This is a genomic window from Streptomyces sp. PA03-6a, from assembly GCF_033792765.1.
Taxonomy (GTDB): domain Bacteria; phylum Actinomycetota; class Actinomycetes; order Streptomycetales; family Streptomycetaceae; genus Actinacidiphila.
Genome location: NZ_JARAVK010000024.1, coordinates 23,764 through 46,325, shown reverse-complemented (window position 1 = coordinate 46,325; position 22,562 = coordinate 23,764). Strand labels below are relative to the sequence as shown.

The window sequence follows — 22,562 nt, the reverse complement described above, 5'->3', positions numbered from 1 at the left end:
GCGACGCCGCCCACCCAGCGTATACGGGGGGTGTGACGTGCGTCATCGGCCCGACGGAAGAAGATCGTTCCGCCGGGCCGTCAACGTCCCCCGTACGGGGGTTACTTGCCGGACTCCTGGGCGTGCTGCTCCCTCAGCTTCTGCGCCAGCTGGGGCGGCATCGGCTCGTGCCGGGCGTAGCTGCGGCCGTACCGTCCGGTGCCGTGCGACAGCGACCGCAGGTCGACCGCGTAGCGCCCGATCTCGATCTCCGGTACCTCGGCCCGCACCAAGGTGCGTCCCAGGCCGACCGGTTCGGTGCCCAGCACCCGTCCGCGGCGCCCGGACAGGTCGCTCATCACCGGCCCGACGTACTCGTCCGGCACCATGACGCGGATCTCGCTGACCGGTTCCAGCAGGTGGATGCGGCACTGCGTGGCCGCCTCGCGCAGGGCGAGCGCGCCCGCGGTCTGGAAGGCGGCGTCGGAGGAGTCCACCGAGTGCGCCTTGCCGTCGACCAGGGTGATGCGGATGTCCTCGACCGGGAAGCCGAGGGCCACGCCCTTGGCGGCCTGGGCGCGGACGCCCTTCTCCACCGAGGGGATGAACTGCCGCGGTACCGCGCCTCCGACGACCTTGTCGACGAACTGGATGCCGGAGCCGACCGGCAGCGGTTCGACCTCGATGTCGCAGATGGCGTACTGGCCGTGCCCGCCGGACTGCTTGACGTGCCGTCCGCGCGCCGTCGACTTCTCGCCGAAGGTCTCGCGGAGCGCCACCTTGTGCGGCACGGCGTCGACCTGCACGCCGTAACGCGTGCGCAGCCGCTCCAGCGCCACGTCCATGTGGGCCTCGCCCAGGCACCACAGCACGACCTGCCGGGTGTCGGGGTTCTGTTCCAGCCGCATCGTGGGGTCCTCGGCGACGAGCCGGGACAGGCCGACGGAGAGCTTGTCCTCGTCGGCCTTGCTGTGCGCCTGGATCGCGACCGGCAGCAGGGGGTCCGGCATCAGCCAGGGCTCCATGAGCAGCGGGTCGTCCTTGGCGGAGAGCGTGTCGCCGGTCTCCGCGCGGGTCAGTTTGGCGACGCAGGCCAGGTCGCCGGCCACGCAGTGCGGCACCGTCCGCTGCTGTTTGCCGAAGGGCGAGGACAGGGCGCCGACGCGCTCGTCGACGTCGTGGTCCTCGTGGCCGCGGTCCTCCAGGCCGTGGCCGGAGACGTGGACGGTCTCGTCGGGGCGCAGGGTGCCGGAGAACACCCGCACGAGGCTGATCCGCCCCACGTACGGGTCGGAGGAGGTCTTCACGACCTCGGCGGCCAGCGGTCCGTCGGGATCGCAGGTGAGCTGCGCGTGCGACGTCCCCTGGGGGGTGCTGACCTGGGGGACCTCACGTTCCAGCGGCGTCGGGAAGCCGCCGGTGACCAGTTCCAGCAGCTCCACGGTGCCGATGCCCTGCTTGCAGCCCTCCGCGGCCGGCGCGGCGGCCAGCACGGGGTGGAAGGAGCCGCGCGCCACGGCCCGTTCCAGGTCCTGGACCAGTGTCTTGAGGTCGAGCTCCTCGCCGCCCAGGTAGCGGTCCATGAGGGTCTCGTCCTCGCTCTCGGCGATGATCCCCTCGATGAGCCGGGCACGTGCGTCGTCCATCGCGGGCAGCTGCGCCTCGTCCGGCGGGCGCTCCTCGCGCTTGCCGGAGGAGTAGTCGTAGACGCGCTGCGACAGCAGGCCGATGAGCCCGGTCACGGGTGTGTGGCCGTCCGCGGTCTCCTCCCCGTGGAGCGGGAGGTACAGCGGCAGCACCGAGTCGGGGGAGTCGCCCCCGAAGGCCTCACGGCACGTCTCGGTCATCTCCTCGAAGTCGGCCCGTGCCGCTTCCAGGTGTGTGACGACGACCGCACGCGGCATGCCGACCGCCGCGCACTCCTCCCAGACCATCCGGGTGGCGCCGTCGACGCCGTCGGCCGCCGAGACGACGAAGAGGGCCGCGTCCGCTGCCCGCAGACCGGCCCTGAGTTCCCCCACGAAGTCGGCGTACCCGGGGGTGTCCAACAGATTGATCTTGATTCCGTCCCACTCCACCGGTACCAGCGAGAGCTGTACCGAGCGTTGCTGACGGTGTTCGATCTCGTCGTGGTCGGAGACGGTCCCGCCGTCGGCCACGTGCCCGGCGCGGTTCACCGCCCCTGTCGCCAGGGCGAGCGCCTCGACCAGCGTCGTCTTCCCGGAGCCACTGTGGCCGACCAGCACCACGTTGCGTACATCCTCGGGCCGGCCGGCCGCCAATGCCCTTCCGGCGGCTCCCGGACCTGCGTCTCTCCTGTCGCCCATGTGCCTCGCCTCCCGGTCCGTCACGGCATGGGGACTGGCGCCACGGGAGACCACCCGCCCAGGGCGGTCTGCAGTGACGCCCGCGGTAATTCGACCTTCCCACGCCCGTCACGGTGCGTCCATACGTCGTACGTGCCGCGGTAGGACGGGAGCCACGGACCTGCCGCGGAACGCGCCTGGCTACGATGGGCCAGCCGGACGGCCGACGGGGTCGTGCCGGTGCACCCCACGAACCTCCGGGAAGGCCATGCTGAACAAGTACGCGCGTGCTTTCTTCACGCGTGTCCTCACACCGTTCGCCGCGTTTCTGCTCCGCCGGGGCGTCAGCCCGGACACGGTCACGCTGATCGGCACGGGAGGCGTGGTCGCGGGAGCGCTGGTCTTCTACCCCAGGGGCGAGTTCTTCTGGGGCACGGTCGTCATCACCCTGTTCGTCTTCTCGGACCTGGTGGACGGCAACATGGCCCGACAGGCGGGCGTCTCCAGCCGCTGGGGCGCCTTCCTGGACTCCACCCTGGACCGGGTGGCCGACGCGGCCATCTTCGGCGGGCTGGCGCTCTGGTACGCCGGGGGCGGGGACGACCTCGTGCTGTGCGCGGTGACGATCTTCTGCCTCGCCAGCGGCCAGGTGGTCTCGTACACCAAGGCGCGCGGTGAGAGCATCGGACTGCCGGTCGCGGTCAACGGCCTGGTCGAACGGGCCGAGCGACTGGTGATCTCACTGGTGGCCTGCGGTTTCGCGGGGCTCCACAAGTTCGGCGTCCCCGGCATCCAGTGGCTGCTGCCGATCGCCCTGTGGATCGTGGCCGTCGGCAGCCTGGTGACGCTGGTGCAGCGGGTGATCACCGTGCGCCGCGAGGCCTTCGAGGCCGACGCCGCGGCGCACGAAGGGAGCGGGCGGGCGTGAAGGACGGGCTGACCGACGCGTTGTACGGGCTGGGCTGGGGCGCGGTCAAACGGCTGCCGGAACCCGCCGCGGCGCGGCTCGGCCGGTCCGTCGCCGACCTGGCCTGGAACCGCCGCGGCAAGGGCGTGCAGCGCCTGGAGTCCAACCTGGCCAGGGTCGTGCCCGACGCCGACGAGGCGCGGCTGCGGGAGCTGTCGAAGGCCGGCATGCGCTCGTACCTGCGCTACTGGATGGAGTCCTTCCGGCTGCCGGCCTGGAGCAAGGAACGCATCGGCTCCGCGTTCGACTGCAAGGACCTGCACCACCTCGAGGACGGCCTGGCCTCCGGCCGCGGCGTCGTCCTCGCCCTGCCGCACATGGCCAACTGGGACCTCGCGGGCGCCTGGGTCACCACCCGGCTCGGGGTGCCCTTCGCCACCGTCGCCGAGCGGCTCAAGCCCGAGAGCCTGTACGACCGCTTCGTCGCCTACCGCGAGGGCCTGGGCATGGAGGTGCTGCCGCACACCGGCGGCGCCGCCTTCGGCGCGCTGGCCCGGCGGCTGCGCGGCGGTGGCCTGGTGTGCCTGGTCGCCGACCGCGACCTGTCCTCCTCCGGCGTCGAGGTGGACTTCTTCGGCGAGGCCACCCGCATGCCCGCGGGCCCCGCGCTCCTCGCCCAGCAGACCGGGGCGCTGCTGCTGCCGGTCACCTTGTGGTACGACGAGTCGCCCAACCTCCAGGGCCAGGTCCACGCACCGATCGAGGTGCCGGAGGAGGGCACGCGGGCGGAGCGGACCGCCGTCATGACGCAGCGCCTGGCGGACGTTTTCGCCGCCGGCATCGCCGAGCACCCCGAGGACTGGCACATGCTGCAGCGGCTGTGGCTCGCCGACCTCGAACCGCGGGCGGACGCGCCGGCCGGGCAACCGGCAGGGCGCGACGCGGCGTCCTCCCCGGTGTCCGGCGACCCCACCGACCGCTCCGGAACGGAGAAGCCTTGAGGATCGGGATCGTCAGCCCGTACTCGTGGGACGTCCCAGGCGGCGTCCAGTTCCACATCCGCGACCTCGCCGAGCACCTCATCGCGCTCGGCCACGAGGTCTCCGTCCTGGCGCCGGCCGACGACGACACCCCGCTGCCGCCGTACGTCACCTCCTCCGGCCGTGCCGTGCCCGTGCCGTACAACGGCTCGGTCGCGCGGCTGAACTTCGGCTTCCTGTCGGCCGCGCGGGTGCGCCGCTGGCTCCACGAGGGCGCCTTCGACGTCATCCACGTCCACGAGCCCTCCTCGCCCTCCCTCGGCCTGCTGACCTGCTGGGCGGCGCAGGGGCCGATCGTGGCCACCTTCCACACCTCCAACCCGCGCTCCCGGGCGATGATCGCCGCCTACCCGATCCTGCAGGCGGCGCTGGAGAAGATCAGCGCCCGCATCGCGGTCAGCGAGTACGCCCGGCGCACCCTGGTCGAGCACCTGGGCGGGGACGCCGTCGTCATCCCCAACGGCGTCGACGTGGGCTTCTTCGCCGACGCCGAGCCCAAGACGGAGTGGCAGGGCGGAGGTCTCCCCGGCGAGGACGGGGGGAGGACCATCGGCTTCATCGGGCGGATCGACGAGCCCCGCAAGGGCCTGCCCGTGCTGATGAAGGCCCTGCCGAAGATCCTCGCCGAGCGGCCGGGCACCCGGCTGCTGGTCGCCGGGCGCGGCGACGAGGCCGAGGCCGTGGAGAGCCTGCCCAAGGAGATGCGCGACCAGGTCGAGTTCCTCGGCATGGTCAGCGACGAGGACAAGGCGCGGCTGCTGCGCAGCGTCGACCTGTACGTGGCGCCCAACACCGGCGGCGAGAGCTTCGGCATCATCCTGGTCGAGGCCATGTCGGCCGGGGCGCCGGTGCTCGCCAGCGACCTGGACGCCTTCCGCCAGGTGCTCGACGGGGGCGCGGCCGGCGAGCTCTTCCCCAACGAGGACCCGGACGCGCTGGCCGCCTCCGCCGTACGGCTCCTGGGCGACGCCGAGCGGCGTGCGCAGCTGCGCGAGCTGGGCTCCCGGCACGTCCGGCGCTTCGACTGGTCAGTCGTGGCCGCCGACATCCTCGCGGTGTACGAGACCGTCACCGCCGGCGCCGTGGCGGTCGCCGCCGACGAGCGGGTGGGCCTGCGGGCCCGCTTGGGCTTCGCCCGCGACTGACCCCGGAACCGCCACCCGCGGCCGAAGCCCGCGACCGAAGCCCGCCGCCGGCGCCCCGGCGGTCCGCCGCCCGGTGGGCCGCACCGGGCGCACCGGTAGCCTTGCGGCCCGTGACCACCTTCATCTGGGTCGCCGTGGCGCTGGTCGCCGTCGGCCTCTACCTGAGCTGGACCGCGGGCCGGCTGGACCGCCTGCACGCCCGTATCGACGCCGCCCGCGCCGCGCTGGACGCGCAGCTGCTGCGCAGGGCCTCCGTGGCCCAGGAGCTGGCCACCGCGGGGGTGCTGGACCCGGCGGCGAGCATCGTGCTCTACGAGGCCGCGCACTCCGCCCGGCAGGCCCTGGACGAACAGCGCGAGGTGGCCGAGAGCGAACTGAGCCAGGCACTGCGCGCGGTCTTCGCCGAGTCCGACGCGGTCGACGCCGTCCGGGCCGCCCCCGGCGGCGACGAGGCCGCCCGCGAGCTCACCCAGGCGGTGCGCCGGGTGCCGATGGCGCGGCGCTTCCACAACGACGCCGTGCGCGCCGCCAGGGCGCTGCGCGAGCACCGCAAGGTGCGCTGGTTCCGGCTCGCCGGGCACGCGGCGCAGCCGGTGACGTTCGAGATGGACGACGAGCCCCCGGTCGTCCTGACCGCGGAGGGCGTGGCAGGCCACTGAGGAGCGATTGGCCCTTTTGCGGTCCACTTCGTGCGGTCCACCATGAAACACAGAGCAACCATCGGTGTTCCGCCGGCCGTCCGTGAGGAGGCCCGCAGACTCCGCGGGCTGCCGTGACCCTGCAGTTGAGTCTCCGAGTGAGGTCCCCGTGTCCACCACGCTTCCCAGCAACCCCGAGTCCCCCGAGACCGGCACCGCCCGCGTCAAGCGCGGCATGGCCGAGCAGCTCAAGGGCGGCGTGATCATGGATGTCGTCACCCCCGAGCAGGCCAAGATCGCCGAGGACGCGGGTGCCGTCGCCGTCATGGCGCTGGAGCGGGTCCCCGCCGACATCCGCAAGGACGGCGGCGTGGCCCGCATGTCCGACCCGGACATGATCGAGGGCATCATCGACGCCGTCTCGATCCCGGTGATGGCCAAGTCCCGCATCGGCCACTTCGTCGAGGCGCAGGTCCTGCAGTCGCTCGGCGTCGACTACATCGACGAGTCCGAGGTGCTCACCCCGGCCGACGAGGTCAACCACTCCGACAAGTGGGCCTTCACCACGCCCTTCGTCTGCGGCGCCACCAACCTGGGCGAGGCCCTGCGCCGCATCGCCGAGGGAGCGGCCATGATCCGCTCCAAGGGCGAGGCCGGCACCGGCAACGTGGTCGAGGCCGTCCGTCACCTGCGCCAGATCAAGAACGAGATCGCCCGCCTGCGCGGCTACGACAACCACGAGCTGTACGCCGCCGCCAAGGAGCTGCGCGCCCCGTACGAGCTCGTCAAGGAGGTCGCCGAGCTCGGCAAGCTGCCGGTCGTGCTGTTCTCCGCGGGTGGTGTCGCCACCCCTGCCGACGCGGCGCTGATGCGCCAGCTCGGCGCCGAGGGCGTCTTCGTCGGCTCCGGCATCTTCAAGTCCGGCGACCCCGCCAAGCGGGCCGCCGCCATCGTGAAGGCCACCACCTTCTACGACGACCCCAAGATCATCGCGGATGCCTCCCGCAACCTGGGCGAGGCCATGGTCGGCATCAACTGCGACACCCTGCCCGAGGCCGAGCGCTACGCCAACCGCGGCTGGTAGGCGCCCCACGCCCCGCGATGGGCAGGCCGGCGACGGCCTGCCCATCGTCCGTTGCCCCACCCGACGTTCCGGAAGGTCCCACCCCGTGTCCAGCAGCCCCCCGACCATCGGAGTCCTCGCCCTGCAGGGCGACGTCCGCGAGCACCTGGTCGCGCTCGCCGAGGCCGACGCCCTGGCCCGCCCCGTGCGGCGGCCCGAGGAACTGGCCGAGGTGGACGGTCTGGTGGTCCCGGGCGGCGAGTCGACCACGATGTCCAAGCTCGCCACGCTCTTCGGCATGATGGAACCGCTGCGCGACCGCATCCGGGACGGGCTTCCGGTCTACGGCACCTGCGCCGGGATGATCATGCTCGCCGAAAAGATCCTGGACGGCAGGGACGACCAGGAGACCTTCGGCGGGATCGACATGATCGTGCGCCGCAACGCCTTCGGCCGGCAGAACGAGTCCTTCGAGACCGCGGTCGAGGTCGAGGGCGTGGAAGGCGGCCCGGTCGAGGGCGTCTTCATCCGCGCACCCTGGGTCGAGTCCACCGGCAGCGGGGTCGCCACGCTGGCCCGGCTCGACGACGGAACGATCGTCGCCGTGCGCCAGGGCAACCTCCTGGCCACCTCGTTCCACCCCGAACTGACCGGGGACCACCGGGTGCACCGGTACTTCGTCGACATGGTGCGCGCCGCCCGGTGAGGTGATCCCGGTAGGATCGCAGTGTTGGTGAAGCAATCGGTGACGTGAAGGAGACAGGCTGATGTCCGGCCACTCTAAATGGGCTACGACGAAGCACAAGAAGGCCGTGATCGACGCCAAGCGCGGCAAGCTCTTCGCGAAGCTGATCAAGAACATCGAGGTCGCCGCCCGCGCGGGCGGCGCCGACATCTCCGGTAACCCGACCCTCTTCGACGCCATCCAGAAGGCGAAGAAGAGCTCGGTGCCCAACAAGAACATCGACAGTGCGGTCAAGCGCGGAGCCGGTCTCGAGGCGGGCGGCGCCGACTACGAGACGATCATGTACGAGGGCTACGGCCCCAACGGTGTCGCGGTGCTCATCGAGTGCCTCACCGACAACCGCAACCGCGCCGCCTCCGACGTGCGCGTCGCCATGACCCGCAACGGCGGCTCCATGGCCGACCCCGGCTCGGTGTCCTACCTGTTCAACCGCAAGGGCGTCGTGATCGTCCCCAAGGGCGAGCTCAACGAGGACGACGTGCTCGGCGCGGTCCTGGACGCGGGCGCCGAGGAGGTCAACGACCTCGGTGAGTCCTTCGAGGTGCTCAGCGAGGCGACCGACCTCGTCGCGGTGCGCTCGGCGCTCCAGGACGCGGGCATCGACTACGACTCCGCCGAGGCCAACTTCGTCCCCACCATGCAGGTGGAGTTGGACGAGGAGGGCGCGCGCAAGATCTTCAAGCTCATCGACGCGCTCGAGGACAGCGACGACGTGCAGAACGTCTTCGCCAACTTCGACGTCTCCGACGAGATCATGGAGAAGGTCGAGGCCTGATCCGGTCCGGCAGGACGTACGGCAGGACGGCGGCCCGTGGGGAGGACACACCCCCACCGGGCCGCCGTCGTTGTCGGTGGCACCCGATAACCTCCAGGGACCGCTTGAACGGCTGTCCGAGGGAGGGAGGGGCGGGGTGCGTGTGCTGGGCGTGGACCCGGGGCTGACCCGCTGCGGCGTGGGCGTGGTGGACGGTGCCCCCGGCAAGCCGCTGCGCATGGCCGGCGTCGGGGTCGTCCGCACCCCGGCGGAGGCCGACATCGGCCATCGCCTCGTGCTGATCGAGCGCGGCATAGAGGCCTGGCTGGACGAGTACGCGCCCCAAGCCGTCGCCGTGGAACGGGTGTTCAGCCAGCACAACGTGCGCACCGTGATGGGCACGGCCCAAGCCAGCGCCGTCGCCATGCTGTGCGCATCCCGCCGCGGCCTGCCCGTCCATCTGCACACCCCCAGCGAGGTCAAGGCCGCCGTCACCGGCAGCGGCCGGGCCGACAAGGCGCAGGTCGGTGCCATGGTCACCCGGCTGCTGCGGCTCGACGCCCCGCCGAAGCCCGCCGACGCCGCCGACGCGCTGGCACTCGCCATCTGTCACATCTGGCGCGGCACCGCGACCAACCGCCTCCAGCAGGCCGTCGCCCGAGCACGAACCCAGGAGCCCAGCACATGATCGCCTTCGTCAGCGGGCCCGTCGCCGCCCTCGCCCCGGACATCGCGGTGATCGAGGTCGGCGGCATCGGCATGGCCGTCCAGTGCTCCCCGGGCACCCTGGCGTCGCTCCGCCTGGGGGAGCAGGCCCGGCTCGCCACCTCCCTCGTCGTCCGCGAGGACTCCCTCACCCTCTACGGCTTCGCCGACGACGACGAACGCCAGGTCTTCGAACTGCTGCAGACCGCCAGCGGCGTCGGTCCCCGGCTCGCCCAGGCCATGCTCGCGGTGCACAGCCCCGACGCGCTGCGCACGGCCGTCGCCACCGGCGACGAGAAGGCCCTGACCGCCGTCCCGGGCATCGGCAAGAAGGGCGCCCAGCGGCTGCTGCTGGAGCTCAGGGACCGCCTCGGCGCCCCCGTGGGCGCGGCGGGCGTCGCACGCCCCGCGGTGGCCGCAGGGCCCGCCTCCTGGCGCGAGCAGCTGCACGCCGCGCTGATCGGCCTGGGCTACCAACCGCGCGAGGCGGAGGAGGCCGTGGCCGCGGTGACGCCGCAGGCGGAGGCGAGCGCCGAGCCGCAGGTCGGGGCCCTCCTGCGGGCCGCCCTGCAGACCCTGAACCGAGCCCGCTGACCGTAGCCCGCCGAGCGTAAGGCGCACCGAAGTGAACTGGGACGACGAGTCCGTACCGACCACCGCCGACCGTCTCGTCGGCGCCGCCGCAGACGGCGAGGACCAGGCCGTCGAGGCGGCGCTGCGGCCCAAGGCGCTGGAGGAGTTCGTCGGCCAGGAGCGGGTCCGCGAACAGCTCGACCTGGTGCTGAAGGCCGCGCGCCAGCGGGGCGGCACCGCGGACCACGTGCTGCTCTCCGGCGCCCCCGGGCTCGGCAAGACGACCCTGTCGATGATCATCGCAGCCGAGATGGGCGCCCCGATCCGCATCACCTCCGGCCCCGCCATCCAGCACGCCGGGGACCTCGCGGCGATCCTCTCCTCCCTCGCCGAGGGCGAGGTGCTCTTCCTCGACGAGATCCACCGGATGTCCCGGCCCGCCGAGGAGATGCTCTACATGGCGATGGAGGACTTCCGGGTCGACGTCATCGTCGGCAAGGGACCCGGCGCCACCGCCATCCCCCTCGAGCTGCCGCCGTTCACCCTGGTCGGCGCCACGACCCGGGCCGGCCTGCTGCCGCCGCCGCTGCGCGACCGCTTCGGCTTCACCGGCCACATGGAGTTCTACGCCCCGGCCGAGCTGGAGCGGGTCATCCACCGCTCCGCGCGCCTGCTGGACGTCGAGATCGAGCCCGAGGGCGCCGCGGAGATCGCCGGCCGCTCCCGCGGCACCCCGCGCATCGCCAACCGACTCCTGCGCCGCGTACGGGACTTCGCGCAGGTGAAGGTCGACGGCGTGATCACGCGCGAGGTCGCCGCCCGGGCACTGCACGTGTACGAGGTCGACGGCCGCGGCCTGGACCGGCTGGACCGCGCCGTGCTGCAGGCCCTGCTGGGGCTCTTCGGCGGCGGCCCGGTGGGGCTGTCGACACTGGCGGTGGCCGTGGGGGAGGAGCGGGAGACGGTGGAGGAGGTGGCCGAACCGTTCCTGGTGCGCGAGGGGCTCCTGGCGCGCACACCCCGTGGCCGCGTCGCCACTCCCGCCGCCTGGGCACACCTTGGACTCGTGCCGCCACAGGGCGGCGGACCCGGGCAAGACGGGCTGTTCGGCCCTTGACGGCGGGGAGACTCGCCGCCGCAGGAACCTCGGTGTAATGCTTGGCGTTGTTCCACCGGCGAACGAACGCTTAGACTCCGCCGACGTCGTGCCTCCGGGACCGACACCCACAATCCCGTAGACCAGGCCCCAACGGCCGTGCGAAGGATCGTCAAGACACCATGAATCTGGTTCAAATCCTGCCTTTCGTCCTGATCATCGGTGTCATGCTGCTGATGACCCGCTCCGCGAAGAACCGTCAGCGCCAGGCCACGCAGATGCGTGACCAGATGTCCCCCGGCTCGGGCGTCCGGACGATCGGCGGCATGTACGCCGTGGTCAAGGAGGTCAACGAGGATACGGTCCTGCTGGAGCTGGCCGACGGCGTCCACGCGCACTTCGCGAAGAACGCCATCGCCGCCGTCCTCGACCAGGCCGAGTACGACCGCGTCGTCCACGGCATCGACCCGGAGCCCGAGCTCGAGGCGCACGACGCCGAGGACGTCGAGGACGTCGAGAAGGCCGACGAGCACGTCGACCTGAGCAAGACCGCCGACGAGGGCGCGACCGAGGACGCCGCCAAGACGGACGGCACCGACAAGAAGTAACGGCCCGGCCGGTACGTTTCAGGTTCGGCAAGTCCGTACTACTCATCGTGCCGCCCTGCTGCGCGCGCAGGTCCGCAGGGCGGTTGGACAGGGAGAATCGAGAAGGTGGCAGCACCGAAGAGGGGCCGTAAGCCCTCGGGGAGCCAGGGATACCCCGGGCGGGCGCTGGCAGTGATCCTGCTGGCCATCGTGGCGCTTACCGGAGGGATGTTCCTCTCCGGCCACACCACCCCCCGGCTGGGCATCGACCTCGCCGGCGGTACGAGCATCACGCTGACGGCCAAGAGCGACCAGGCCGGCGCGATCAACAAGACCAACATGGACACCGCCAAGGCGATCATCGACCGGCGTGTCAACGGTCTTGGTGTCTCGGAAGCCGAAAGCCAGATCCAGGGCGACCGGAACATCATCGTCAACATCCCCAAGGGCACCAACGCCGCGCAGGCCGAGCAGCAGGTCGGCACCACGGCCCAGCTCTACTTCCGCCCGGTGCTCGCCGAGGTGGCCAACGCCCCGGCGGCGTCGGAATCGCCCGGCGCCAGCCCCTCGGGCTCGCCCTCGGCCCCGGCCTCGCCGTCCGCGAGCGCCTCCACCGGCGCCAAGGTCTCCGGCTCCCCGTCCGCGAGCGCCTCGACGCAGGGCCGCGCCGTCACCGACGCGCTGAAGGCCTCGTCGACGCCGTCCGCCCCCGCTTCGGGCTCGCCCTCGCCGACCCCGACGCCTTCGGCGAGCGCCGCGGCCCCCGGCAGCACGCTGGACACCTCCATCCCGGAGGACCTGCAGGCGAAGCTCGCCGCGCTGGACTGCTCCGACGCGAAGACGCGCGCCAACCTGAACCTCAAGGCCAAGCCGACCGACAAGATCGTCGCGTGCAGCCAGGACGGCGGCGCCAAGTACGCCCTCGGTCCCGCCGCGGTCGACGGCAAGAACGTCAGCAAGGCCGCCGCGCAGTTCGACACCCAGGGCGGCAACGGCTGGGTCGTCACCCTGAACTTCGACGGCACCGGCTCCAAGGCCTTCTCGAAGATCACCTCGCAGCTGTCGCAGCAGCAGCCGCCGAACAACCAGTTCGCGATCGTGCTGGACAACGAGGTCGTCTCCGCCCCCTCGGTGAACCAGACCCTGAGCGGAAGCGCCGAGATCTACGGCAGCTTCACCCAGGAGAGCTCCCAGGACCTGGCGAACGTCCTGTCCTACGGCTCCCTGCCGCTCACCTTCGACAAGTCGGACGTCACCAAGGTCTCGGCCGCGGTCGGCGGCGAGCAGCTGCACGGCGGCCTCATCGCCGGCGGCGTCGGCCTCGCCCTGGTCGTGCTCTACCTGGTCGCCTACTACCGCGGCCTGAGCTTCGTGGCGATCCTGAGCCTCATCGTCTCGGCGATCCTCACCTACGAGATCATGACGCTGCTCGGCCCGGCCATCGGCTTCGCACTGAACCTGCCGGCGGTGTGCGGCGCCATCGTGGCCATCGGCATCACCGCGGACTCGTTCATCGTCTTCTTCGAACGCATCCGTGACGAGCTGCGCGAGGGCCGCTCCCTGCAGCCGGCCGTGGCCCGTGGCTGGCCGCGCGCCCGCCGCACGATCCTCGTCTCGGACTTCGTGTCGTTCCTGTCGGCCGCCGTGCTCTTCGTCGTCTCGGTCGGCAAGGTGCAGGGCTTCGCCTTCACCCTGGGTCTGACGACGCTGCTCGACGTGGCCGTGGTGTTCCTCTTCACCAAGCCGCTGATGACGATCCTGGCCCGCAAGAAGTTCTACGCCAGCGGACACCCCTGGTCCGGGCTCGACCCGCGTGCCCTGGGCGTCAACCCCCCGCTGCGCCGCACTCGCCGCCCCGCGGCCCGTACCGACGTCAAGGAGGCCTGATGTCCCGGCTCGGCAACCTCGGGCACCGCCTGCACCGAGGCGAGATCGCCTACGACTTCGTCGGCAAGCGCAAGCTCTGGTACGGCGTCTCGATCCTGATCACCATCGCGGCGATCGTCGGTCTCGCCGTCAACGGCCTCAAGCTCGGCATCGAGTTCTCCGGCGGCGCGGTCTTCACGACCCCGAAGACCGAGATGTCGGTCAGCCAGGTCCAGGACAAGATCGCCGGCAACACCGGTGGTCACCAGGCCATCGTGCAGAAGCTCGGCACGGGCGCCGTCCGCGTCCAGATCAGCGACATCTCGCTCACCGAGGCGAAGAAGATCCAGGGCGAGATCGCCGAGGACCTGAACGTCAAGTCGGCCGACATCGACCCGCAGATCATCGGTCCGAGCTGGGGCGACGAGATCTCCAAGAAGGCCTTCCAGGGCCTGGTGATCTTCATGGTCCTGGTGACGATCTACCTGGCGATCGCCTTCGAGTGGCGCAAGGCCGTGGCCGCGCTGATCGCCCTGATCCACGACCTCACGATCACCATCGGCGTCTACGCCATCGTGGGCTTCGAGGTCACCCCGGGCACCGTGATCGGTCTGCTGACCGTCCTCGGTTACTCCCTCTACGACACCGTCGTCGTCTTCGACGGTCTGAAGGAGTCCACCAAGGACATCACCAAGCAGAACCGCCACACGTACAGCGAGCTGGCCAACCGCAGCCTCAACCAGACCTTGGTGCGTTCGATCAACACCACGGTCGTGGCGCTGCTCCCGGTGGCGGGCCTGCTCTTCGTCGGCGGCGGTCTGCTCGGCGCGGGCATGCTCAACGACATCGCCCTGTCGCTCTTCGTCGGCCTCACCGCCGGTGCGTACTCCTCGATCTTTATTGCGACCCCGCTGGTCGCGGACCTCAAGGAGCGCGCCCCGGAGATGAAGGCGCTGCGCAAGCGCGTGCTCGCCAAGCGCGCCGCCGACGCCCGCCGCGGCGAGGACGGCGTGGACGAGCCGCAGGACGGGGCCCCCGTGGACGGGGACGGCGGACCGGCGGAGGACGACACCCACGCGGGTGCCGCCGTCGTCGGCGGCCAGCGCAACCAGCCGGCCCGCAACCGCAGCCGCAACCGTCCCTCCGGCAAGCGCCACTGAGGACGCGGCGGACGTTCGACGAGTCGCAGCGACGAAGGACCGAGGAACACCACCGATGACCATCGCGGACGCCACCCCGGAAGGGCTGCGCAGCCTGCTGCTCAGCCGCATCCGGGACGTGCCCGACCACCCGAAGCCGGGCGTGACGTTCAAGGACATCACCCCGCTGCTGGCCGACCCCGCGGCGTTCAACGCGCTGATCGACGCCCTGGCCGGGCTCTGCGCCCGGCACGGCGCCGACAAGGTCGTCGGCCTCGAGGCGCGCGGGTTCATCCTCGCCGCCCCGGCAGCCGCCCGCGCCGGGCTCGGGTTCGTGCCCGTGCGCAAGGCGGGCAAGCTGCCCGGGGCGACGCTGGGCCAGGCGTACGAGCTGGAGTACGGCACCGCCGAGATCGAGGTCCACCAGGACGCCTTCTCGGCCGGTGACCGGGTCCTGGTCATCGACGACGTGCTCGCCACCGGCGGCACGGCGGAGGCGTCCCTGGAGCTGATCCGCCGCACCGGCGCCGACGTCGCCGGTGTCGCGGTCCTCCTGGAACTGGGCTTCCTCGGCGGGCGCGCCCGCCTCGCCCGGTCCCTGGGCGGTGCCCCCCTGGAGGCACTGATCGCGGTCTGAGCACCCTTTTGCGACGTGTGGCGCCAGAGTTCCGGCTCCGGCGCCACACGCATGTCCGGGATGCGGGGACGCGGGGATGTGGGGGTGCCGGGATCCCGGGACGACCGCGGACGCCGAGGGCCTGACCAGCCCGTCGGCGGCTCGACGGCAGGAGGCGGGCTCCCGGCCCGGAAGCGGTGCGGGGCACTCCTCCGGGCGTTGCGGGGGGTCCACGGGGCGGACGGGACGCGGTCCACCCGGTCAGATCGCTACCATGGTGTCTCGGAACCTCCCTCCTCGCCCGTCTCCGGCCGGGAGGGGACCATAAGGAGTGCCCTTGCAAGAAGAGGCCAGGCAGGCTCAGCCGACGACGACCGCAGACGGGAAGCAAGCGGCTTCCCTCTCCGCGGCTCCTCCCGTCGCGCCCGCCGCACCCGCGGAGAGCAAGGTTGCCGGGCCCGCTCCCGCCGCCCCGGCGACGCCCGCCGCCCGGCCCGTACGCACTCCCGGGAGCGTGGCCCCGAACCGGCCCGCCACCTCCTCCAACCGTGTCCGCGCCCGTCTCGCCCGGCTCGGCGTCCAGCGTTCCAGCCCGTACAACCCGGTCCTGGAGCCCCTGCTGCGCATAGTCCGCAGCAACGACCCCAAGGGCGACACGTCGCAGCTGCGCCAGATCGAGCGCGCCTACCAGGTCGCCGAACGCTGGCACCGCGGCCAGAAGCGCAAGAGCGGCGACCCGTACATCACGCACCCGCTCGCGGTCACGACGATCCTGGCCGAGCTGGGCATGGACCCGGCGACGCTGATGGCCGGGCTGCTGCACGACACCGTCGAGGACACCGAGTACGGCCTGGACGCGCTGCGCCGCGACTTCGGCGACTCCGTCGCGCTGCTGGTGGACGGCGTCACCAAGCTGGACAAGGTCAAGTTCGGCGAGGCCGCGCAGGCCGAGACGGTGCGCAAGATGGTCGTCGCCATGGCGAAGGACCCGCGTGTGCTGGTCATCAAGCTCGCCGACCGCCTGCACAACATGCGCACCATGCGTTACCTCAAGCGGGAGAAGCAGGAGAAGAAGGCCCGCGAGACGCTGGAGATCTACGCCCCGCTGGCGCACCGGCTGGGCATGAACACCATCAAGTGGGAGCTGGAGGACCTCGCGTTCGCGATCCTCTACCCCAAGATGTACGACGAGATCGTCCGGCTGGTCGCGGAGCGCGCCCCCAAGCGGGACGAGTACCTGGCGGTCGTCACCGACCAGGTGCAGCAGGACCTGCGCGCCGCCCGCATCAAGGCGACCGTCACCGGCCGCCCCAAGCACTACTACAGCGTCTACCAGAAGATGATCGTGCGGGGCCGGGACTTCGCCGAGATCTACGACCTGGTGGGCATCCGCGTCCTCGTCGACACCGTCCGCGACTGCTACGCGGCGCTGGGCACCATCCACGCGCGGTGGAACCCGGTGCCGGGGCGGTTCAAGGACTACATCGCGATGCCCAAGTTCAACATGTACCAGTCGCTCCACACGACGGTCATCGGGCCCAGCGGCAAGCCGGTCGAGATCCAGATCCGCACCTTCGACATGCACCGCCGCGCCGAGTACGGCATCGCGGCGCACTGGAAGTACAAGCAGGAGGCCGTCGCCGGCGCCTCCAAGGTGCGAACCGACAGCCCGAAGTCCGCCAAGAAGGACGACGCCGTCAACGACATGGCGTGGCTGCGGCAGTTGCTCGACTGGCAGAAGGAGACGGAGGACCCGGGCGAGTTCCTGGAGTCGCTGCGCTTCGACCTGTCCCGCAACGAGGTCTTCGTCTTCACCCCCAAGGGTGACGTCATCGCGCTGCCCGCCGGCGCGACCCCCGTCGACTTCGCGTACGCCGTCCACACCGAGGTCGGCCACCGCACGATAGGGGCGCGGGTCAACGGCCGCCTGGTGCCGCTGGAGTCGACCCTCGACAACGGCGACACCGTGGAGGTCTTCACCTCCAAGGCGGCGGGCGCCGGCCCGTCCCGCGACTGGCTCGGCTTCGTCAAGTCCCCGCGCGCCCGCAACAAGATCCGCGCCTGGTTCTCCAAGGAGCGCCGCGAGGAGGCCGTCGAGCAGGGCAAGGAAGCCATCGCGCGTGCGATGCGCAAGCAGAACCTGCCGATCCAGCGGGTGCTCACCGGCGACTCGCTCGTCACGCTCGCCCACGAGATGCGCTACCCCGACATCTCCGCGCTCTACGCGGCGATCGGCGAGGGGCACATCACCGCGCAGTCCGTCGTGCACAAGCTCGTCGAGGCCCTGGGCGGTGAGGAGGGCGCGACCGAGGACATCGCCGAGGTCACGACCCCGTCGCGCAGCCGCACCAAGCGCCGCTCGGCGGCCGACCCGGGTGTCATCGTCAAGGGCGAGAAGGACGTCTGGGTCAAGCTGTCCCGCTGCTGCACCCCGGTGCCGGGCGACCCGATCATCGGCTTCGTCACCCGCGGCAACGGCGTCTCCGTGCACCGGGCCGACTGCGTGAACGTCGAGTCGCTCTCGCAGCAGCCCGAGCGGATCATCGACGTCGAGTGGGCGCCGACCCAGTCCTCGGTCTTCCTGGTCGCCATCCAGGTCGAGGCGCTGGACCGGTCCCGTCTGCTGTCGGATGTCACGCGCGTCCTGTCCGACCAGCACGTCAACATCCTGTCCGCCGCCGTCCAGACCTCCCGCGACCGGGTGGCCACCTCGCGCTTCACCTTCGAGATGGGCGACCCCAAGCACCTCGGGCACGTCCTGAAGGCCGTGCGTGGCGTCGAGGGCGTCTACGACGTGTACCGGGTGACGTCGGCGCGCCAGCGCTGACACGGCCGCGGACGAGCACGCAGAAGGGCCCGTACGCCTCGCGTACGGGCCCTTCGTCGTCCTGCCTGTGCCTCGATGCCTCAGCCGAGCATCAGCCCAGCATCAGCCGAGCCTCAGCCGCCGAACTCGTCCAGGGACTTGAGCGCCTGGTCGAGCAGCGCCTGCCGCCCGTCCAGTTCCCGCTGCAGCTTGTCGGCCTTGGAGGTGTTCCCCGCCGCCCGCGCCGCCTCGATCTGCTCGCGCAGCTTGTCGACGGCCGTCTGGAGCGCCCCGGTCAGGCCCGCGGCACGCGCCCGCGCCTCGGGGTTGGTGCGGCGCCACTCGGCCTCCTCGGCCTCCTGGATGGAGCGCTCCACCGCGTGCATGCGGCCCTCGATGCGCGGCCGGGCGTCGCGCGGCACGTGGCCGATCGCCTCCCAGCGCTCGTTGATGCCGCGGAAGGCGGCACGCGCCGCCTTCAGGTCGGTGACCGGGAGCAGCTTCTCGGCCTCGATGGCCAGCTCCTCCTTCAGCGTGAGGTTCTCGCGCTGCTCGGTGTCGCGCTCGGCGAAGACCTCGGAGCGGGCCGCGAAGAAGACGTCCTGGGCGCCGCGGAAGCGGTTCCACAGGTCCTCCTCCGCCTCGCGCTGGGCGCGGCCGGCGGCCTTCCAGTCGGTCATCAGCTCGCGGTAGCGCGCCGCCGTGGGACCCCAGTCGGTGGAGCCGGACAGCGCCTGCGCCTCCTCCACCAGCTTCTCCTTGCGCCGGCGGGCGTCCTCGCGCTGCGAGTCGAGCGCCGCGAAGTGGGCCTTGCGCCGCTTGGAGAAGACCGAACGGGCGTGGCTGAAGCGGTGCCACAGCTCGTCGTCGGTCTTGCGGTCCAGCCGGGGCAGGCCCTTCCAGGTGTCGACCAGGGCGCGCAGCCGCTCACCGGCGGCGCGCCACTGCTCGCTCTGCGCCAGCTGCTCGGCCTCGGTGACCAGGTCCTCCTTGGCCGTCTTGGCCTCCTCGGAGGCCTTGGCCTTGGCGACCTTGCGCTCCTCGCGGCGTGCGTCGACCTGGTCGGTCAGCGCGTCCAGCCGCTTGACGAGGGCTTCCAGGTCTCCCACGGCGTGGGCCTCGGTCACCGTGGCGCGCAGGTGATCGATGGCGGTCAACGCGTCCTTGGGGGACAGGTCGGTGGTCTTCACCCGGCGTTCGAGGAGGCCGATCTCGACGACGAGGCCCTCGTATTTCCGCTCGAAGTAGGCGAGCGCCTCCTCAGGGGAGCCTGCCTGCCACGAGCCGACTTCACGCTCGCCATCGGCCGTACGCACGTACACGGTCCCCGTCTCGTCGACGCGGCCCCACGGGTCGCTGCTCACAGCGCCTCCTCCACGTGATGCCCGGCCGCCGTACGGCTCGCGGGCATCGTCCACAGTTCCATTCGGCCGGGCCGTGCCCTGACCGGTCCGACGGTCCGCTCACATCCATGGTGCAGCCGTCGGAGCAGGCACCCTACACAACGCCAACATAGGCGACGGGTGCCCCGGCTGTCCGCATCCCGCACCCGCGAAATTCACCTGCGGGTGCGGGACGCGGCGGTCAGGACTTCGCGACCGTCGCCTTGTTGATCACCACGGTGGCGTTCGGGGCGCCGTCACCGGCACCGGTCGACTCGCCCGCGGCCGCGATCTTGTCCAGCACCTTCATGCCGGCCGCGCTGATCGTCCCGAACGGGGTGTAGTTCGGCGGCAGCGGGCTGTCCTTGTAGACCAGGAAGAACTGGCTGCCGCCGGTGTGCGCCTGGCCGGTGTTGGCCATGGCGACCGTGCCCGCCGGGTACGTGCCCCCGGCGATCTCCTTCGCCTTCAGGTTCTCGTCCGGGATGGTGTAGCCGGGGCCGCCGCTGCCCTGGGCCGTCGGATCGCCGCACTGCAGCACGTAGATGCCGCTGGTGGTGAGCCGGTGGCACTTCGTGTGGTCGAAGTAGCCCTTGCCGGCCAGGAACGCGAAGGAGTTGACCGTGTGCGGGGCGTTCTTCGCGTCGAGGTCCAGCGCGATGTCGCCGCAGGTCGTCTGCAGCGCGAAGGCGTACTTCGCCGCGGTGTCGACGGTGACCGCGGGCTCCTTCTTCCACTGCTCCGTGCCGGGGCTGCCCGCGGCGGGCTTGGCGCACGGGTCGGGCGCCTTGCTCGTCTCCGCGGGGGTGGGGGAGGCGCCCGCGGCGGCGGCGTCGTCCTTCTTGGGGTCCGAACCGAAGGCGCCGGCCGCCCAGGCCGTGGCGCCCGCCGCCAGGACCACGGCGAGCACGGCGGCGACCACCGCGTTGCGCCGTACGGTCTTCCGGTGGGCCTGCACACGGCGGTCGTGCTGCCGCTCGAACTTCTCCCGGGCGAGCTGGCGCCGCCGCTGATCCTTGGTGACCACTGAGCCGTCTCCCGATGCCTTCTGCTCGCGTCCGAATGTGACAAACGTTCGCCGCCGATCTTCGCGCCCGGCGCGCCCCGCAGTCCAGCGACGTTACTGGTTCGCGATGGCCGCGTCGGCGCCGGTAGGCTCGTGGGACCGCCGTCGTGCGGTACGACCTGCCGAGAACGACTGCCGACAGAAGGACGAACGTGCTCATTGCCGGGTTCCCCGCCGGGGCCTGGGGCACCAACTGCTACGTGGTCGCCCCCGCCGCCGGTGAGGAGTGCGTGATCATCGACCCGGGCCACGAAGCGGCCCAGGGTGTCGAGGACACGCTCGCCAAACACCGTCTCAAGCCCGTCGCCGTCATCCTCACCCACGGCCATCTCGACCACACGGCCTCGGTCGTCCCGGTCTGCGGGGCCCATGGCGTCCCGGCCTGGATCCACCCCCGGGACCGCTACATGCTGAACGACCCGGAGAAGGCCCTCGGCCGCTCGATCGGCGCGCAGCTGCTCGGCGAACTGACCATCGGCGAGCCCGACGACCTGAAGGAGCTCACCGACGGCAGCACGCTGGAGCTCGCCGGTCTCGAGCTGTCCGTGGCGCACGCGCCCGGCCATACCGAGGGGTCGGTGACCTTCAGGCTCCCCGAGACCGCCGAGATCCCCTCGGTGTTCTTCTCGGGCGACCTGCTGTTCGCCGGCTCCGTCGGCCGCACCGATCTGCCCGGCGGTTCCATGGACGAGCTGTTCGTGTCGCTGGCCCGTGTGTGCCTGCCGCTCGACGACTCGACCGTGGTGCTGTCCGGCCACGGACCCCAGACGACCATCGGCCGTGAGCGCGCCACCAACCCGTACCTGGCGGAGGTGGCCCGCGGCCTCGGAGGGGACGACCACCCCGCCCCTCCGCGACGAGGAATGTGACGAGAGACCTCCTGTGAGCACCTTCCAGGCCCCCAAGGGCACCTATGACCTCCTGCCGCCCGATTCCGCCGTGTTCCTGGCGGTCCGCGAGGCGCTGTCCGCGCCGCTGCGGCGGGCCGGCTACGGCTACGTCGAGACCCCCGGCTTCGAGCAGGTCGAGCTCTTCTCCCGCGGCGTCGGCGAGTCCACCGACATCGTGACCAAGGAGATGTACACCCTCACCACCAAGGGCGGCACGAACCTCGCCCTGCGCCCCGAGGGCACCGCCTCCGTGCTGCGCGCCGCGCTGGAGGCCAACCTGCACAAGGCCGGCAACCTGCCGGTCAAGCTCTGGTACTCCGGCTCGTACTACCGCTACGAGCGGCCGCAGGCCGGGCGTTACCGCCACTTCTCCCAGGTGGGCGCCGAGGCGATCGGCGCCGAGGACCCGGCGCTGGACGCCGAGTTGATCATCCTGGCCGTGGATGCCTACCGCTCCCTGGGGCTGCGTGACTTCCGCCTGCTGCTCAACTCGCTGGGCGACCGCGAGTGCCGTCCGGTCTACCGGGCCGCCCTCCAGGACTTCCTGCGCGGCCTCGACCTCGACGAGGACACCCGCCGGCGGATCGAGATCAACCCGCTGCGCGTCCTGGACGACAAGCGCGACAGCGTGCAGAAGCAGCTCGTCGGGGCGCCGATGATGCGAGACCACCTGTGCGAGGCCTGCAAGGCCTACCACGAGCAGGTGCGCGAGCTGCTGACGGCCGCGGGCGTGGCCTACGAGGACGACCCGAAGCTGGTGCGCGGTCTGGACTACTACACCCGCACCACCTTCGAGTTCGTGCACGACGGCCTCGGCTCGCAGTCCGCGGTCGGCGGCGGCGGCCGCTACGACGGCCTGTCCGAGATGATCGGCGGCCCCGCGCTGCCCTCGGTGGGCTGGGCGCTGGGCGTGGACCGTACGGTGCTGGCCCTGGAGGCCGAGGGCATCGAGCTCGAACTGCCCGCTGCCACGCAGGTGTTCGCGGTGCCGATGGGCGAGGAAGCGCGCCGGGTGCTGTTCGCGGTGGTCACCGAGCTGCGCCGGGCGGGCGTCGCCACGGACTTCGCCTTCGGCGGCAAGGGGCTGAAGAACGCGATGAAGTCCGCCAACCGTTCGGGAGCGCGCCTGGCGATCGTCGCCGGCGAGCGCGACCTCGCCGAGGGCGTCGTGCAGGTGAAGGACCTGGAGAGCGGCGAGCAGAGCGCGGTGCCGCTCGACGGCGTCGTCGCCGCCGTGCGCGAGCGGCTCGCCTGACCGT

Annotated in this window: 20 protein-coding genes; 17 read left to right on the top strand and 3 right to left on the bottom strand. The window is 71.5% G+C overall.

Annotation, left to right across the window (positions count from 1 at the left end):
* Positions 1–101: 101 nt before the first annotated feature.
* Positions 102–2,306 (bottom strand): elongation factor G-like protein EF-G2, encoded by a 2,205-nt coding sequence (locus tag PV350_RS08905; RefSeq protein ID WP_500333310.1) that lies wholly within the window; start codon positions 2,304–2,306, stop codon positions 102–104.
* Between the two features lie 247 nt (positions 2,307–2,553).
* Here PV350_RS08905 and pgsA point away from each other — a divergent pair, with 247 nt between their 5' ends.
* The 15 genes from pgsA to PV350_RS08830 all read left to right on the top strand — a co-directional run bounded on the left by pgsA (position 2,554) and on the right by PV350_RS08830 (position 17,986).
* On the top strand, positions 2,554–3,213 hold the full coding sequence (gene pgsA, locus PV350_RS08900; protein ID WP_499510809.1) for a phosphatidylinositol phosphate synthase: 660 nt from the start codon (positions 2,554–2,556) through the stop codon (positions 3,211–3,213).
* A complete protein-coding gene (locus PV350_RS08895) occupies positions 3,210–4,193 on the top strand; it encodes a phosphatidylinositol mannoside acyltransferase (protein ID WP_499510808.1) in 984 nt (327 codons plus the stop codon). The genes pgsA and PV350_RS08895 overlap by 4 nt, the downstream gene beginning before the upstream one ends.
* The gene (locus tag PV350_RS08890; protein WP_500333309.1) at positions 4,190–5,377 is read left to right on the top strand and encodes a glycosyltransferase family 4 protein; all 1,188 of its coding nucleotides are present in this window, start codon (positions 4,190–4,192) and stop codon (positions 5,375–5,377) included. Before PV350_RS08895 ends, PV350_RS08890 begins: the two co-directional genes overlap by 4 nt.
* A 101-nt stretch (positions 5,378–5,478) precedes the next feature.
* Complete coding sequence (locus PV350_RS08885; RefSeq protein ID WP_500324448.1) at positions 5,479–6,036, top strand: LemA family protein; 558 nt, start codon at positions 5,479–5,481, stop codon at positions 6,034–6,036.
* A 148-nt stretch (positions 6,037–6,184) separates the two neighbouring features.
* The gene (pdxS, locus tag PV350_RS08880) at positions 6,185–7,099 is read left to right on the top strand and encodes a pyridoxal 5'-phosphate synthase lyase subunit PdxS (protein ID WP_499510805.1); all 915 of its coding nucleotides are present in this window, start codon (positions 6,185–6,187) and stop codon (positions 7,097–7,099) included.
* 85 nt (positions 7,100–7,184) lie between these two features.
* A complete protein-coding gene (pdxT, locus tag PV350_RS08875; protein ID WP_499510804.1) occupies positions 7,185–7,784 on the top strand; it encodes a pyridoxal 5'-phosphate synthase glutaminase subunit PdxT in 600 nt (199 codons plus the stop codon).
* A gap of 61 nt (positions 7,785–7,845) precedes the next feature.
* Positions 7,846–8,598 (top strand): YebC/PmpR family DNA-binding transcriptional regulator, encoded by a 753-nt coding sequence (locus tag PV350_RS08870; protein WP_499510803.1) that lies wholly within the window; start codon positions 7,846–7,848, stop codon positions 8,596–8,598.
* Between the two features lie 136 nt (positions 8,599–8,734).
* Positions 8,735–9,265: a crossover junction endodeoxyribonuclease RuvC gene (ruvC, locus tag PV350_RS08865; protein WP_499510802.1), complete on the top strand. Its 531-nt coding sequence runs from the start codon at positions 8,735–8,737 to the stop codon at positions 9,263–9,265.
* The gene (ruvA, locus tag PV350_RS08860) at positions 9,262–9,876 is read left to right on the top strand and encodes a Holliday junction branch migration protein RuvA (protein WP_500324442.1); all 615 of its coding nucleotides are present in this window, start codon (positions 9,262–9,264) and stop codon (positions 9,874–9,876) included. The genes ruvC and ruvA overlap by 4 nt, the downstream gene beginning before the upstream one ends.
* A gap of 31 nt (positions 9,877–9,907) precedes the next feature.
* Positions 9,908–10,972 carry a Holliday junction branch migration DNA helicase RuvB gene (gene ruvB / locus PV350_RS08855; protein WP_499510800.1) on the top strand — a complete coding sequence of 355 codons (1,065 nt, stop codon included), beginning with the start codon at positions 9,908–9,910 and terminating at the stop codon, positions 10,970–10,972.
* 161 nt (positions 10,973–11,133) lie between these two features.
* On the top strand, positions 11,134–11,559 hold the full coding sequence (yajC, locus tag PV350_RS08850; protein WP_499510799.1) for a preprotein translocase subunit YajC: 426 nt from the start codon (positions 11,134–11,136) through the stop codon (positions 11,557–11,559).
* Positions 11,560–11,664: 105 nt separating this feature from the next.
* Complete coding sequence (secD, locus tag PV350_RS08845) at positions 11,665–13,425, top strand: protein translocase subunit SecD (RefSeq protein ID WP_499510798.1); 1,761 nt, start codon at positions 11,665–11,667, stop codon at positions 13,423–13,425.
* Positions 13,425–14,564, top strand: coding sequence for a protein translocase subunit SecF (gene secF, locus PV350_RS08840; protein ID WP_499510797.1), 1,140 nt, complete (start codon positions 13,425–13,427; stop codon positions 14,562–14,564). The genes secD and secF overlap by 1 nt, the downstream gene beginning before the upstream one ends.
* Before the next feature lie 55 nt (positions 14,565–14,619).
* Positions 14,620–15,180, top strand: coding sequence for an adenine phosphoribosyltransferase (locus PV350_RS08835; RefSeq protein WP_499510796.1), 561 nt, complete (start codon positions 14,620–14,622; stop codon positions 15,178–15,180).
* Positions 15,181–15,496: 316 nt separating this feature from the next.
* Positions 15,497–17,986 (top strand): RelA/SpoT family protein, encoded by a 2,490-nt coding sequence (locus PV350_RS08830; RefSeq protein WP_499510795.1) that lies wholly within the window; start codon positions 15,497–15,499, stop codon positions 17,984–17,986.
* A 113-nt stretch (positions 17,987–18,099) separates the two neighbouring features.
* Here PV350_RS08830 and PV350_RS08825 read toward each other — a convergent pair whose 3' ends face one another.
* Both PV350_RS08825 and PV350_RS08820 read right to left on the bottom strand, forming a co-directional pair.
* Positions 18,100–19,329, bottom strand: a complete 1,230-nt coding sequence (locus tag PV350_RS08825) for a DUF349 domain-containing protein (RefSeq protein ID WP_500333308.1) — start codon at positions 19,327–19,329, stop codon at positions 18,100–18,102.
* A 220-nt stretch (positions 19,330–19,549) separates the two neighbouring features.
* Positions 19,550–20,374, bottom strand: a complete 825-nt coding sequence (locus PV350_RS08820; RefSeq protein ID WP_500333307.1) for a peptidylprolyl isomerase — start codon at positions 20,372–20,374, stop codon at positions 19,550–19,552.
* Between the two features lie 191 nt (positions 20,375–20,565).
* Here PV350_RS08820 and PV350_RS08815 point away from each other — a divergent pair, with 191 nt between their 5' ends.
* A complete protein-coding gene (locus tag PV350_RS08815) occupies positions 20,566–21,282 on the top strand; it encodes an MBL fold metallo-hydrolase (protein WP_500324432.1) in 717 nt (238 codons plus the stop codon).
* Positions 21,283–21,295: 13 nt separating this feature from the next.
* The gene (gene hisS, locus PV350_RS08810) at positions 21,296–22,558 is read left to right on the top strand and encodes a histidine--tRNA ligase (protein ID WP_499510791.1); all 1,263 of its coding nucleotides are present in this window, start codon (positions 21,296–21,298) and stop codon (positions 22,556–22,558) included.
* The last annotated feature ends 4 nt before the right edge of the window (positions 22,559–22,562 follow it).